Source organism: Pseudoclavibacter sp. AY1H1 (genome assembly GCF_002931055.1).
In the GTDB taxonomy this organism is placed as follows: domain Bacteria; phylum Actinomycetota; class Actinomycetes; order Actinomycetales; family Microbacteriaceae; genus Pseudoclavibacter.
This window is the reverse complement of record NZ_PSXX01000009.1, coordinates 128778-143244: the sequence shown is the minus strand read 5'-3', so window position 1 is coordinate 143244 and position 14467 is coordinate 128778. Positions and strand designations below refer to the sequence as shown.

Annotated in this window: 14 protein-coding genes; all 14 read left to right on the top strand. The window is 69.1% G+C overall.

What is annotated here, in order from left to right; genetic code table 11:
* The first annotated feature begins 38 nt into the window (after nt 1-38).
* The 14 genes from fdhD to speB all read left to right on the top strand — a co-directional run bounded on the left by fdhD (nt 39) and on the right by speB (nt 14420).
* Nucleotides 39-941, top strand: a complete 903-nt coding sequence (gene fdhD, locus C5E05_RS14215; protein ID WP_104342279.1) for a formate dehydrogenase accessory sulfurtransferase FdhD — start codon at nt 39-41, stop codon at nt 939-941.
* A gap of 87 nt (nt 942-1028) precedes the next feature.
* Nucleotides 1029-1442, top strand: coding sequence for a molybdopterin-binding protein (locus C5E05_RS14210; RefSeq protein WP_104242210.1), 414 nt, complete (start codon nt 1029-1031; stop codon nt 1440-1442).
* 118 nt (nt 1443-1560) lie between these two features.
* Nucleotides 1561-2271 carry a molybdate ABC transporter substrate-binding protein gene (gene modA / locus C5E05_RS14205; RefSeq protein ID WP_219819541.1) on the top strand — a complete coding sequence of 237 codons (711 nt, stop codon included), beginning with the start codon at nt 1561-1563 and terminating at the stop codon, nt 2269-2271.
* A gap of 95 nt (nt 2272-2366) precedes the next feature.
* Complete coding sequence (locus C5E05_RS14200; protein ID WP_104342277.1) at nt 2367-3881, top strand: MDR family MFS transporter; 1515 nt, start codon at nt 2367-2369, stop codon at nt 3879-3881.
* A 135-nt stretch (nt 3882-4016) separates the two neighbouring features.
* Nucleotides 4017-4484 carry an SRPBCC domain-containing protein gene (locus C5E05_RS14195; RefSeq protein WP_104342276.1) on the top strand — a complete coding sequence of 156 codons (468 nt, stop codon included), beginning with the start codon at nt 4017-4019 and terminating at the stop codon, nt 4482-4484.
* 194 nt (nt 4485-4678) lie between these two features.
* Nucleotides 4679-5692 (top strand): dimethylarginine dimethylaminohydrolase family protein, encoded by a 1014-nt coding sequence (locus C5E05_RS14190; protein WP_104342275.1) that lies wholly within the window; start codon nt 4679-4681, stop codon nt 5690-5692.
* A gap of 3 nt (nt 5693-5695) precedes the next feature.
* Nucleotides 5696-7372, top strand: coding sequence for a thiamine pyrophosphate-binding protein (locus tag C5E05_RS14185; protein WP_104342274.1), 1677 nt, complete (start codon nt 5696-5698; stop codon nt 7370-7372).
* A complete protein-coding gene (locus C5E05_RS14180) occupies nt 7369-7962 on the top strand; it encodes a helix-turn-helix domain-containing protein (RefSeq protein ID WP_104242199.1) in 594 nt (197 codons plus the stop codon). Before C5E05_RS14185 ends, C5E05_RS14180 begins: the two co-directional genes overlap by 4 nt.
* A 172-nt stretch (nt 7963-8134) precedes the next feature.
* Nucleotides 8135-9025, top strand: a complete 891-nt coding sequence (locus C5E05_RS14175) for an ABC transporter substrate-binding protein (protein ID WP_104242197.1) — start codon at nt 8135-8137, stop codon at nt 9023-9025.
* 41 nt (nt 9026-9066) lie between these two features.
* Nucleotides 9067-10032 (top strand): amino acid ABC transporter permease, encoded by a 966-nt coding sequence (locus C5E05_RS14165; protein ID WP_104242195.1) that lies wholly within the window; start codon nt 9067-9069, stop codon nt 10030-10032.
* Nucleotides 10032-10814: an amino acid ABC transporter ATP-binding protein gene (locus tag C5E05_RS14160; protein WP_308471710.1), complete on the top strand. Its 783-nt coding sequence runs from the start codon at nt 10032-10034 to the stop codon at nt 10812-10814. The genes C5E05_RS14165 and C5E05_RS14160 overlap by 1 nt, the downstream gene beginning before the upstream one ends.
* 10 nt (nt 10815-10824) lie before the next feature.
* On the top strand, nt 10825-11799 hold the full coding sequence (locus tag C5E05_RS14155; protein ID WP_104242193.1) for an NAD(P)-dependent oxidoreductase: 975 nt from the start codon (nt 10825-10827) through the stop codon (nt 11797-11799).
* A complete protein-coding gene (locus C5E05_RS14150; protein ID WP_104342273.1) occupies nt 11796-13088 on the top strand; it encodes a M20 family metallo-hydrolase in 1293 nt (430 codons plus the stop codon). The genes C5E05_RS14155 and C5E05_RS14150 overlap by 4 nt, the downstream gene beginning before the upstream one ends.
* 369 nt (nt 13089-13457) lie before the next feature.
* Nucleotides 13458-14420, top strand: a complete 963-nt coding sequence (gene speB / locus C5E05_RS14145; RefSeq protein WP_104342317.1) for an agmatinase — start codon at nt 13458-13460, stop codon at nt 14418-14420.
* Nucleotides 14421-14467 lie beyond the last annotated feature (47 nt).

The following is a 14467-nucleotide window of genomic DNA, read 5'->3' as shown; positions in this document are numbered from 1 at the left end:
GGCGGGCGCGGATGCGCGCGGCGAGCTAGCATGATCGCGTGGGTCGGATCACGGTGCGACGGAGCGTTACACGCCTGAGCCTCGGGAAGCCCCCGAGCAGGAAGGCCGACTTCCTCGCGGCCGAAGAGCCCCTCGAAATCCGCGTCGGCGGACAGCAGCTCGCGATCACGATGCGCACCCCGGGCAACGACTTCGAGCTCGCGGCGGGCTTCCTCGTCTCCGAGGGCGTCATCTCGCGCGGCGAGCAGTTCCGCTCCGCGATGTACTGCGCCGGTGCCGACGGGAGCGCGGATGGTCTCAACACCTACAACGTGCTCGACGTCCGCCTCTCCGCTGAGACCCCGCCGCCTGACCCCGACCTCGCGCGCAAATTCTACACCACGAGCTCCTGCGGACTCTGCGGCAAGGCGAGCATCGACGCCGTCGAGCTGACCTCGAGCTACGACGTGGCCCTCGACCCCGTCACACTCCAGGCGGCTCGGCTCGTGACGTTCCCCGACAGGCTCAGGGAACAGCAGGAGGTGTTCGAGAAGACCGGCGGCCTGCATGCGGCGGCGCTCTTCGACGCCGCGACCGGCGATCTCCTCGTGCTGCGCGAGGACGTCGGACGGCACAACGCCGTCGACAAGGTCGTCGGCTGGGCGGTGCAGAACGACCGGCTCCCGCTGACCGGGACGGTGCTGCAGGTGTCGGGCCGATCGAGCTTCGAGCTCGTCCAGAAAGCGAAGATGGCGGGCATCCCTATCCTCGCGGCCGTCTCAGCCCCCTCATCGCTCGCCGCAGACCTCGCCGAGGCCAGCGGCATGACCCTCATCGGGTTCCTCCGCGGGGAGTCGATGGTCATCTACTCGCGCCCTGACCGCATCCTCGACGCCGAGGAGATCGAGCTGGGAACGGAGACCGAGACAAATACTGTGACCGACGCGGGGGAACGGAGCTAGCGCGCATCAGCGGCTCGGCAAGCGCAGCTGCGGTTCCCACCAGAGCACGGGCCACGCACATGCGGGAGCGCGTGAGAAGATGCCCGCATGGCAGAACAGCGATACCGGGTCAGCGAGGCCGCATCGCTCCTCGGGGTCAGCGACGACACCGTTCGTCGCTGGGGTGCGAGCGGCCGCCTCGACCTGCAGGGAGACGCCGGCGCGAAGACCGTCGCGGGCGTTCAGCTCGCGGCTCTCGCCAAGGAGCTCGCCGACGGCGACGCCAGAGCCGACTCGGGCGAGCTGCCGCCCGCATCCGCCCGCAACCGGATGCGAGGCATCGTCACCAAGCTGACGCTCGACACCGTCATGGCCCAGGTCGAGGTGCAGGCGGGCCCCTTCAGGATCGTGTCGCTCGTGTCACGCGAGGCCGTCGACGAGCTCGGCCTCGAGGTGGGGAGCCTCGTCGTGGCCAGCGTGAAGGCGACGAACGTGGGAATCGAAGGAGTGCACAGTGCCTAGGAAGCGGAGACCAGGAACGCTCCGGTCCGTCGCGGCCGCCCTCGGGATCCTCGTCCTGGGCGCGCTCGCGGGGTGTGCTCCGATGACAGCCCCGACTGGGCCTACCGGCGAGGCGTCCGTGTCTCCGTCACCCAGCGAGACCGGCCCGACCGGCAACGTCACCGTGTATGCCGCGTCCTCGCTCACCGAGACGTTCACGCAGCTTGCGGGGGAGTTCGAAGCGGAGCACCCCGGCGTCACCGTGACCCTGAACTTCGGGGGCAGCTCGACGCTCGCGGACGAGATCGTGGCGGGCAGCACTCCCGTCGACGTGTTCGCCTCCGCCGACGACGCGACGATGAAGACGGTCGTGGATGCGGGACTCGTCGAATGGACCCCCGCGACGTTCACGCGCAACGCGCTGGTCATCGTGACGCCCAAGGGCAACCCGGCCGGTGTCACGGGCCTCAAGGACTTCGCCGACCCCACGCTGAAGATCGCCGTCTGCGCCGCGAAGGTTCCCTGCGGCGCGGCGAGCGCCAAGCTCTTCGAGCAGAACGACATCGTTCCGAAGCCCGACACCAAGGAGAGCGACGTCAAGGCGGTGCTCACGAAGGTGCGCCTCGGCGAGGCCGATGCCGGACTCGTCTACGCGAGCGACGCGAAGGCCGCAGCGAGCGAGGTCACGGCCATCGAGTTCCCCGAGTCGCTCGACGCGGTCAACAACTACGGCATCGTCCCGCTCAAGGCCGCGCCCAATCCGGAGGCGGCCGCCGCCTTCACCGAGTTCATCCTCACGGCGCGAGGCGTCGAGGTGTTCGATGAGGCCGGCTTCCTCAGCATGACGTGAGCGACGCGCCGGGGAATGCGGAGGGCGGTCGCCGCGTTAACCCCGACCGTGCGGGCACGCCCGCACGCCAAGATCTGAACCTCTCAAGGAGTACTGTGACCGACTCGCGCACCGCGACCCGCGACGCCGAACCGACCCCAGCTGAGTCCGCATCCGCGGGCGCAGCCGCCTCCACGAGCGAGCTCGGCGCGGACCCGCGCACTCGCTTCGTGATCCCACTCCTGCTCGTCTCCGCGTTCGTCGTCATCCTCAACGAGACGATCATGGGCGTGGCCCTGCCCGCCCTCAACGCCGACCTCGGCATCCCGCTGGCGACCGGCCAGTGGCTCACGACCGCCTTCATGCTGGTCATGGCCGTCGTCATCCCCATCACGGGCTTCCTGCTGCAGCGGTTCCACGTGCGCCAGGTGTTCATGGCGGCGATGATCCTCTTCTCGCTCGGAACGCTGCTCTGCTTCCTCGCGCCCGGCTTCGAGGTCCTGCTCCTCGGCCGCATCGTGCAGGCCTCCGGTACCGCCATCATGATGCCGCTGCTCATGACGACCGTGCTCAACATGGTCCCGCCGGAGCGTCGTGGCCGCACGATGGGCAACATCTCCATCGTCATCTCGGTGGCACCCGCAATCGGACCGACGGTCTCCGGCCTCATCCTGCAGGTCTTCGAGTGGCGCTGGATGTTCGGCTTCGTCCTCCCGATCGCCATCGTCGCGCTCGTGCTCGGAGCCCTGTTCATCAAGAACGTCACCGAGCCGCGCCAGGCGAAGATCGACGTGCTCTCCGTCATCCTCTCCGCCTTCGCGTTCGGCGGCCTCGTCTACGGCTTCTCCGGGCTCGGCGAGAGCTCGGCGACGGCCGTCGTCCCCGCGTTCGTCCCGATCCTCGTCGGCGTGCTCGCGCTCGGCGCGTTCATCTGGCGCCAGATCGCGCGCCAGAAGACGGACTCCGCGCTCCTCGACCTGCGCGTCTTCACGAGCCGCCAGTTCACGGTGTCGCTCATCCTCCTCGCGGTGAGCTTCATGTCGCTGTTCGGCACGATCATCCTGCTGCCCATCTACATGCAGGAGGTGCTCGGCTACGACACCCTCCGCGCCGGCCTCACCCTGCTGCCGGGTGGCCTCACGATGGGTCTGCTCGCGCCGTTCGTCGGTCGTCTCTTCGACCGGTTCGGCACCAAGCCGCTCATCATCCCCGGCTCGCTCGTCGTGAGCACAGCGATCTGGGGCATGACGATGCTCGGCGAGAACTCCGAGCAGTGGATGGTCATCGCCGCCCACGTCACCCTCTCGATCGGCCTCGCGCTCATGTTCACGCCGCTCATGACCAGCGCGCTCGGCGACCTGCCCAAGTCGAGGTACTCGCACGGCTCCGCCGTCGTGACCACGGCGCAGCAGCTGGCCGGAGCCGCAGGCACGGCGATGTTCGTCGTCGTCATGGCCAACTCGACGCTCGCGGCGGCCGGTGAGGGCCTCGCGCCCATCTCGGCTGAGGCGCAGGGCATCCACTCTGCCTTCCTCGTTGGTGCGTGCATCTCGCTCGTCACCATCGTCGGCACGTTCTTCGTGAAGTCGACGCCGAAGCGCGCCGACGCGGAGATCCCGATGGGGCACTGAGCCTGCTCAGCAGACGGAGGGCCCGGCACCAGAGACTTCTGGTGCCGGGCCCTCCGTTCGTCTGGCCTCGGACGCTCTTCCTGCCGAGATTTGCGAAGATGGGGAGTCGAACATCCACCGAGCTGAGGAGCGACCATGGCTGACGCGCCCGAGATCGTCGAGAAGTCCTTCACCTTCGAGGCCGCACCGGAGCGGCTCTGGAGCATGCTCACGGAGCAGGAGTCGTTTGCGAGCTGGTACGCGTTCGGTGGCGCGACGATCGAGGCCGAGCCCGGGGGCGTGCTCGCCGTCCACTGGCCGGAGCACGGCACGTTCCGCGGCGAGGTCACGCTCGTGGAGTCGCCGCGTCGCTTCGGCTACCGCCTCGCCGCGGTGCCGGAGGAGGACCCGCAGCCGCAGAACAGCACCGTCGTCGAGTTCACGATCGAGCCGGCAGACGGCGGGTCGGCGCTGACCGTGCGCCATTCGGGTTTCGAGGAGCTCGAAGGCCTCGCTGCGGACTCGACGTCGGCCGAGATCGAGACGATGGCCTGGACGGCGGCGCTGCCGTTGCTGCGAGAGGCGCTCGGCGAGGCCCCTGCGGAGGAGATCCCACTGCTCTGATCCAGCTGCTTGCTCTGATCCCGCTGGTGGGTGACGGGCGCCGCATCGTGCCTGGATTCGGCAGAAGTTACGGGCTCGAAACATGGGCGTCACGTGCTCGGAAACGAGCAACCGTAGTTTCGCACTAGACAACGCATGATGTCGTGAGCGAAACTTCTCGGAGTCGCAACGACGCGACCACGAAAGGTTTTCACATGACCGACGTCGACCCCACCCTCGAGATGTCAGACGGCGCCTTCCACCGCCTCCTCGGCCCTGAGGCCGAACCCGGCTTCCTCGCCGACTCCGAGCTGCCCGCCTACTGGGGCCGCAAGTGGGGTGCGCAGGACGAGGTCGGACGCCTCCGCACCATCATGATGCGACGCCCCAGCGCCGGCCTCGAAGCCGTCGAGAAGGCGGGGGAGTCGACCTGGATGCCCGAGATCGGCGCCTACGTCGACCCGGACCGCCGCTGGTACTGGTCTGGCCGCGAGTTCCCCGACCTCGAGAAGCTGCACAGCGAGTTCGACAGCTTCGTGAAGGTGCTCGAGGACAACGAGGTCGAGGTCGTCATGGCCCCCGACCTCGCCCCCAGCTTCACCAAGTCGGTCTTCACCCGCGACCCGCTCGTCACGATCCCCGGCGGCGCGATCATCGGCCGCCTCGCACCGCGCATGCGGCGCGGCGAGGAGCAGTCGATCACGCAGACCGTTGCGGCCCAGGGCATGCCGATCCTCGGCACGATCACGGGCTCGGGACTCGTGGAGGGCGGCAGTTTCATCAAGGTGCGCCCCGACCTCGCGTTCTTCGGCACCTCCGTGCGCTGCAACGTCGAGGGGTACCGTCAGCTCAGGAACATCCTCGAGGAGCAGGGCATCGAGCTCGTCCACTCGCAGATGCCCGGCTACCAGATCCACCTCGACCTGTGCTGCGCCATGCTCGACGACGACCTCGCGCTCGTGAACTCGCGCATCGCGCCATACGACTTCCTCGACGCGCTCTGGAAGCTCGGCATCGAGACCGTCGACGTCGCACCCCAGGAGGACTGGGCCTGCAACCTCCTCACCCTCGACCGCCGCAAGCTGCTCTTCCCCTCGCACCTGCCGCGCACGGCGGAGCTCCTCAACTCGAAGTACGGCGTGGAGATCATCCCCGTCACCTACCGCGAGATCAACAAGAACGGCGGCGGGCTGCACTGCTCGACCATGGAACTCCAGAGGGACTGGTAAGCGATGTCAGAGAACGTCACCGGCGGGGAGCTCGTCATTCGAACGCTCGAGGCGCTCGGCGCTGAGCGAGTGGTCGGGCTGCCCGGCCAGCACGCGCTGCCCATGTTCGACGCGCTCGGCGACTCGTCGCTCGACTACCTCGGCGCGCGGGTCGAGAACAACGCGGCGTTCATGGCGGATGGGCATGCACGCGTCACCGGAACGGTCACTCCGCTCCTGCTCTCGGCCGGCCCCGGAGCGCTGACGGCGCTTCCCGGTCTGCAGGAGGCGGCGACGGCGAGCTCGCCCGTGCTGCTCATCTCGGCGCAGGTGCCGACTCCCGGTATCGGCGGCCAGGCCCACGGCTACCTGCACGAGCTGCGCGACCAGGAGTCGCACTTCCGCGGCATCGCCAAGGGCACGTGGAGCATCCGCTCGGTCGACCAGATCGTGCCGACCCTCGTCGAGGCGTGGCGCACGGCGCAGAGCGCCCCCGCTGGCCCCGTCTACGTCGAGGTGCCGCACGACGTGCAGCAGGCGAGCGTCGAGCTCGCGGACGGGCAGCTCGGCGGCCTCGCGGCGGAGGCGTACGCGCTCGCTCCAGAGGCCACGGGTGCGCAGCTCGACGCCGTCGCGAGGCTCCTCGCCGAGTCCTCGACGCCGCGCATCTACGCGGGCGGGGGCGTCGTCCGCTCCGGCGCCGGGGAGCTGCTCGAGCAGCTCGCCGAGCAGCTGCAGGCCCCCGTCGTCACGACCTACGGCGGCCGCAGCGCCTTCCCGTGGGCGCATCCGCTCTCGGCCGAGGGGTGGATCGAGGACATCGCGACCACCGAGTTCCTCGAAGCCGCCGACGTGCTGCTCGTCGTCGGCACGGGCCTGAGCGAACTCTCGTCGAACTACTTCCGACTCGCCCCGACGGGCACCGTCATCCACATCGACGCCGACGCGCGTGTGCTCGGCGCGAACCACGAGGGCACGATCACGCTCCGCTCCGACGCCGGCCTGGCGCTGCAGGGAGTCCTCGACCGCCTCCGCGCGAGCGAGCTCGGAGAGCGAGCGGATGCGCGCCCCGCCATCGACGAGCTCCTCGCGACCGTGCGCGGCCGGCTCGACGCGCAGCCCCTCGCCACGGAGCGGGAGCTCATGGGCACCCTGCGCTCGGCCATCCCCGACGAGGTCGCGACCTTCTGGGACATGACGATCAGCGCCTACTGGGCCTGGTCGGCGTGGGATGCGCGCGGCGGCGTGTACGAGAACGGGCAGTGCGGCGGGCTCGGCTTCGGGCTGCCGGCGGCCATCGGCGCCTCCTTCGCCTCCCGCTCGCGCGAGACGCCGAACGGCGCCCCCGTCGTCGCGATCTCCGGCGACGGCGGAGGACTCTACGGTGTCGCCGAGCTGTCCACACTCGCGCAATCGCAGCTCAGCGTGACCTGGCTCGTCGTCGACGACGGCGGCTACGGCGTGCTGCGCGGCTACATGAACGAGGCCTACGGGCGGGCCACGGCGACCGAGCTCACGGGCCCCGACTACCTGGCGGTGGCGCGCGCGTTCGGCATCGAGTCGAGGGCTGTGGAGCTGGACACGCTCGCCGACGAGCTCGCCGCGAGCATCCGCACCCCCGGGCCCCGCGTGCTCGTGCTGCCCGCCACCCTCGAGCTGTTCGAGGCGACCCACACCCACCGGCCGGCGGTCCACCGATGAGAGCCCTGCCCGTCGTGCCGCGCAACGAGCCCGCCGCCATCGGCGGCAGGCTCCGGTCGGTGCGCCAGCTTCGCCAGATGACGATCGAGCAGCTCGCCAGCGCGACGGGGCTCAGCAAGAGCTTCCTCAGCCGTGTCGAGCGCGACCAGACGTCGCCGAGCGTCTCCACGCTCGTGCTGCTCTGCGACGTGCTCAATATCGAGGTCGGCGAGCTCTTCAGCGCACCGGATGCGCAGCTCGTCCGCTTCGACGACGCACCGCAGATCAACCTCGGCGGCACCAACGTGTACGAGCGCCTGCTCAGCCCCCGCAACGACCCGCGCTTCCAGGTCGTGCGCTCCCGCGTCGACGCCGGCATGTCCGGAACCGGCGGGGAGGAGCTGTACTCCGTGAACTGCGAGGTCGATTTCCTGCACGTGCTGCGCGGGTCGATCACGGTGGTGCTCGCCTCCGAGACGTGGGAACTCGAATCCGGGGACTCGATAACGCTCGACGGTCGCGAGCCGCACACGTGGCACACGCGCGACTCGACAGAGGGGGTCGAACTCCTCTGGGTGCTCGCCCCTGCCGCGTGGGGAGGCACGACCTGACCTTGCCTGACCCACTACTGTCGTTCACCGGCACAGACCGAGCGATCGCTCGGCACGTAACGCCCTTGTAAACCCTGCGTGACTTGGCGCCTCCGGCGGCAAGTTGCCTCCTAGATTACGCATGTTGCCTACAGATGATCACTGCTGGTGATCAAGAGAAGGAGAAATTCACATGGCATCCAAGAAGCTCATGAAGGCGGGCCTGGCTGGCGCCTCGTTCGTCGCCCTCACCGCACTGCTCGCCGGATGCTCGTCCGGTGACGCGCCGGAGGCCGACGTCTCCGAGGTCGCCGTCGACGAGGCGGCCGTCGCGCTCCTCCCGCAGGAGATCGCCGACGCCGGCACCCTCACGGTCGGCACCGAGGCGTACTACCCGCCCTACGAGTACCTCGACGCCGACGGCGCCACCGTCATCGGCCTCGACATGGACCTCATCAAGGCCGTCGGGCAGAAGCTCGGCCTCGAGGTCCAGATCGAGAACGTCGCATTCGACACGCTCCTCCCGTCGCTGGACACGGCACGCTACGACGTCGTCGTCGCCGCCATGACCGACACCCCCGAGCGCCAGGAGAACTACGACTTCGTCGACTACTTCAACGCCGGCCAGGGCATCGTCGTCGCAGAAGGCAACCCGGAGGGCATCACCGCCGAGGCCGACCTCTGCGGCAAGGCCGTCTCCGTGCTCCGCGACTCCGCGCAGCAGGGCATCCTAGAAGCCTTCAACACCGACATCTGCGCATCGAGCCCCATCGAGATCTCCGCGCAGGCCACCGACAACGACGCCCTCATCCAGGTGCAGTCCGGCCGCGCAGCAGCGTCGGTCAGCCAGTACCCGGTCGCGAGCTACAACGTCGAGCAGGCAAGCGGCTTCGAGCTCGCCAACGAGGAGCCCTTCCAGCCAGAGCCCCTCGGCATGGCAGTCGCGAAGGACAACCAGCTGAGCGCAGCCATCCAGGCGGCGGTCCAGTCCCTCATCGACGACGGCACCTACACCGAGATCCTGACCTCCCACGGTCAGGAAGGCGGAGCCGTCGAGGAAGTCACGATCAACGGCGCCGAATAGGCCCCGCGGAGACTGACGAACAACAACGGAGCTGAAGAACAGTGAACACCTCGACCGGCCCCTCCACGGGCGCGACGGGAGCGGTCACCACCGCCCCCGCCGCGCCCGCGGCCGACGCCCCCAAAATCGTCCCGCTGCGGCACTACGGCCAATGGATCTTCGCCGCGATCGTGCTCCTCTTCCTCGCGAAGCTCGTCTACGACGTCGCGACGGGATCGAGCATCCGCTGGGAGAAGGTCGGCTCGAGAGTCTTCGCAGAGGCCATCATGCAGGGCCTCCTCATCACCATCATGCTGACCGTGGTGAGCATGATCCTCGGCATCATCGGCGGCATCACCCTCGCCGTGATGCGCATCTCCAGCAACGGAGTGCTTCGCGCCATCTCGAGCGGATTCGTCTGGATCTTCCGCGGGACGCCGATCCTGGTGCAGATCCTCATCTGGTTCAACCTCGCGCTGTTCTTCCCGCAGATCGACCTGATCTTCATCCAGCTCGACACGAACGCCCTCATCCTGCCGCTCACCGCGGCAGTCCTCGGCCTCGCGGCCAACGAGTCCGCCTACATGTCGGAGATCATCCGCGGTGGCATCATCTCCATCGACCCTGGCCAGAAGGAGGCGGCGGAGGCGCTCGGCATGACGCAGGGCAAGATCATGTTCCGCATCATCCTCCCGCAGGCGCTGCGCTCCATCGTGCCGCCCATGGGCAACGAGCTCGTCACGCTCCTCAAGGAGACGTCGCTCGTGTCGGTGATCGGCGCTGGAGACCTCCTCACGCGAGCCCAGCAGATCGGCGCCGCCGACTTCAGCCGCATGGAGATGCTGCTCGTCGCGAGCATCTGGTACCTGATCCTCACCTCGATCGCGAGCATCGGCCAGGGCTTCCTCGAGCGCAAGCTCGGCAAGTCCCGCGGCTTCACGACCCCGGAACCCGTGTGGAAGCGAGTGCTCACCTCGATTCTGCCCAACCGCAGGTCTGCAGGAACAAGCAGAGAGGCAATCCGCTGATGCCCGCATCCGCATCCACCGCACCCATGATCGAGCTGCGCAACGTCGCGAAGTCGTTCGGCAGCGTCGAAGTACTCAAGGACATCTCGCTCGACGTGCACGCCGGCGAGGTCGTCAGCATCCTCGGTCCGTCAGGCTCCGGGAAGTCGACGCTCCTGCGCTGCCTCAACCACCTCGAGACCGCCGACCGCGGCGTCATCAGGGTGGCGGGGGAGCCCGTCGGCTACAAGGAGAAGAACGGCAAGCTCTACGAGCTGCGGCCGAACGAGATCGCGAAGCGCCGTCGGGACATCGGCATGGTCTTCCAGCGCTTCAACCTGTTCCCGCACATGACGGCGATCGAGAACATCATCGAATCGCCCGTGCAGATCCTCGGACACAAGAAGTCGGCGGCCATCGCTGCCGCCAAGGAGCTGCTCGAGCAGGTCGGCCTCGCCGACAAGGGCGACAACTACCCGTCGCAGCTCTCCGGCGGGCAGCAGCAGCGGGTCGCGATCGCCCGTGCGCTCGCCATGAAGCCCAGCGTGCTGCTCTTCGACGAGCCCACCTCGGCACTCGACCCGGAGCTCGTCGGCGAGGTGCTGCAGGTCATGACGAAGCTCGCCAAGGAGGGCATGACCATGGTCGTCGTCACGCACGAGATCGGCTTCGCGCGCGACGTCTGCGACCGTGTCGTGTTCATGGACGGTGGCGTCATCGTCGAGGAGGGCGCCCCGGAGGACGTCATCCAGAACCCCAGGCACGAACGCACGAAGCGCTTCCTGGCGCGCGTGCTCAAGTAGGCGGGCTGACATGACGCGTCCACTGGTGATCTTCACCGACACGACCGACCTCTCGCAGGAACCCGCCTCGAGGCTCCTGCGGGAAGCGGGCTACGCAACCGCCCACCTCGAGCTGCCGACCGCACCGGGACCCGACGCGGTCGTGCCCCGCGAGCACCTCGCCGCCGTCGCCGCGGTCGTCGGCTACGCCCGCATCACGGCGGACGTGCTCGCGCAGCTCCCATCGCTCCGGCTCCTCGCGACGAGCTCCGTCGGCACCGACATGATCGACGCGGATGCGGCCGCCGCCAGAGGCGTGAAGATCGTGACCCTTGCTGGGGTCGCGACTGAGGAGGTCGCGGCGCACGCGCTCACGCTGCTGCTCGCCGCGGAGCGCTCCCTGCTGCGGAGCCTGCAGCTCGTGCGGAGCGGAGAGTGGACGGACGAGGCCACCGAGCGCCTCCGTGTGCCGCGACGCCTCAGCACGCTCACGCTCGGTCTTGTCGGGCTGGGCCGCATCGGCGGCAGGCTCGCCGAGATCGCGCGCCCCAGCTTCGGTCGCATCCTCGCCTTCGACCCCTACGCGCAGGCGGCACCGGACGGCGTCGAGCTCGTCGGCTCCCTCGAGGAGCTCCTGCGCTCCTCCGACTCGTTGAGCCTCCACCTGCCGCTCACCCCAGAGTCGAGGGGCATCATCGGCGCCGAGGCACTCGCCCTCCTGCCGGACGGCGCCGTCGTCGTCAACGTCTCGCGGGCTGGCCTCGTCGACGAGGCCGCCGTTCAGGCCGCCCTGGCTGACGGCTCCCTGCGTACCTACGCCGCCGACGTCCTCGACGGGGAGCCCCCGCACCCGAGCGACGCCATGCGCACCGACCCCGGCACGCTCATCACTCCGCACACGGCCTGGTGGTCGGACGCTGCACTCGCCGGCTACGAATCGCAGCCAGCGCTCAACATCATCGCCGAGCTCGGCGCACCAGCCGACCCCACCGGGAGCACTTCATGACAGACAAGCCCGGCCTGCCGCACGCGCAGGCAGACGCAACAGCATCCACCCCCGCCGCCGCGCACGAGAGCTTCCTGCGCGACTTCGACACGATGGGCGAGTTCGGGGCGACGGGGCACGGCGGCGTCGACCGCCAGGCCGCGAGCGACGCCGACAACGCGCAGCGCCGCTGGTTCCAGGCGCTGCTCGAAGGGCGCGGCTTCACCGTCGAGTACGACCGGATCGGCAACCAGTTCGGCCTCCTCGAGCTCGTCCCCGGCGCGCCGTTCGTGCTCATCGGCTCGCACATGGACTCGCAGCCGACCGCCGGCAAGTACGACGGCGCCTACGGCGTGCTCGCCGCGGCGCACGCGGCGTTCCGCATCGCCGACGAGGCAGCCGCCGGCGGCATCGACGGCGTGAAGTACAACGTCGCCGTCGTCAACTGGTTCAACGAGGAGGGCTCGCGTTTCGTGCCCTCCATGATGGGATCGTCCGTCTACACGGGCGTGCTGCCGCTCGAGAAGGCCCTCGCCGTCCGTGACAAGGCCGGCATCAGCGTCGAGGAGGCGCTGCGGCCCACCGGCTTCCTCGGCGAGGGCACCGGTCCCGTCGCGGCGCTGTGCGCAGAGATCCACATCGAGCAGGGCCGCCTGCTCGAGAACGCCGGCACGACCATCGGACTCGTCACCGCGACCTGGGCTGCCAGCAAGTACCGGGTCGTCGTCAAGGGCGAGCAGGCCCACTCGGGGGCGACCGTCATGGAAGACCGCAAGGATGCGCTCTACGGCGCCTCCCTGCTCGTCGTCTTCGCGCGCGAGCTCACCGAACGCTTCCCCGGCAAGCTGCACACGGCCGTCGGGCAGCTCGACGTCTACCCGAACTCGCCCGTCGTCGTCGCGAGCGAGGTGACGCTGCTGCTCGACCTGCGCAGCGACGACGAAGCCCTGCTCGCCGAGGCCAACGCCGTCCTGGACGCGCGCTTCGCGGAGATCGAGGCGAAGGCCCACGTCGAGATCGAGCGCACCCTGTCGCACTCGTGGGACGTCAACCCGTACCAGCCAGGCGGCGTCGATCTGGCCCGCTCCGTCGCCGAGGAACTCGGCCTCTCGAACGACGAGATCATGACCGTCGCCGGCCACGACTCGACGAACATGAAGGAGCTCGTGCCGACGGTCATGCTGTTCGTGCCCTCCGTCGACGGCATCTCGCACAACGAGGGGGAGTACACGGAGCCCGCGGACCTCGTCGCCGGTCTCGACGTCCTCACCGGAGTCGTGCGGCGCCTCGTCACCGGCCACCTCTCCTGACCCTGCCCCGCCCTGTCCCTGCCTGACCCCTGCTCCACCGCTCCCGCCCGTTCATCGCTGCCCGGCGAGTCGCCCCCTAGCGCCAGCGCCAGAGGGCGACTCGCCGGGCAGCGATCGCTCCGGTGTGGCGTGGCGAGGGTGAGGGAGAGGGGGCGACCGCGGCGGGGTGGCGAGGTAGCGTCGGCGGGGTAGCGAGGGTGGCCGGGTGGCGTGGCATGGGGCATCCGGCGGGAGAACTGTGCGTGCGATTCGCACCGAAGCTTGAAGCACCTGGTGCAAAGTGTGCGCTTGGTCTGAGGTCTTTTTCGCTAGCTTCTGGGGAGAAGCACGCGGCAAGGAGGCCCTACAGTGAGCAACGATTTCTTCTGGATGAACCCCGCTCGGGTGACGCAGGACGGCAACGTCGGACCGACCGATTCGGCGCAGGTTCCTCGCTTCGCAGGGCCCGCGACCTTCGCGCTGCTGCCGAGGGTCGACGAAGTCGAGAAGCTCGACGTGGCGATCCTCGGGGTCCCGTTCGACAGCGGCGTCTCGTACCGCCCCGGTGCTCGCTTCGGTCCGGCGCACGTGCGCCAGTCGAGCCGCCTCCTGCGCCCCTACCACCCGACGCTCGACGTGTCGCCGTTCGCAGCGCAGCAGGTCGCCGACGCCGGCGACGTCGCCGTCAACCCGTTCGACATCGAGGAAGCGCTTGGGACGGTGGAACGGGCAGCGAAGGCCCTCAGCGACACGGGCGCGAAGATCGTCACGATCGGCGGCGACCACACGATCGCGCTGCCGCTCCTGCGCAACATGGCGCGCATCCACGGCCCCGTCGCGATGCTGCACTTCGACGCGCACCTCGACACGTGGGACACGTACTTCGGTGCGGCGTACACACACGGCACCCCGTTCCGCCGGGCCTTCGAGGAAGGGCTCCTCGACACGGACGCGCTCAGCCACGTCGGCACGCGCGGCCCGCTGTACGGCAAGCAGGACCTCGAGGACGACGAGCGCTTCGGGTTCGGCATCGTCAGCTCGGCCGACATCTACCGGCGCGGAGCGGATGCGGTCGTGCAGCAGCTTCGGCAGCGCATCGGGGATCGCCCGCTGTACATCTCCATCGACATCGATGTGCTCGACCCGGCGCACGCGCCCGGCACCGGGACGCCGGAGGCTGGCGGTATGACGAGTCGCGAGCTGCTCGAGATCCTGCGTGGTCTCGCGGACCTCAACGTCGTCGGCGCAGATGTCGTCGAGGTGTCGCCGGCCTACGACCACGCCGAGCTCACGGGCGTCGCCGCGGCGCACGTCGTCTACGAGCTCGTCTCGATGTTCGCGGTGCGCCGCTAGCGGACTGCTCGCGCGTCCGCGTCCGCGTCCGCGTCCGCTGGCTCGCT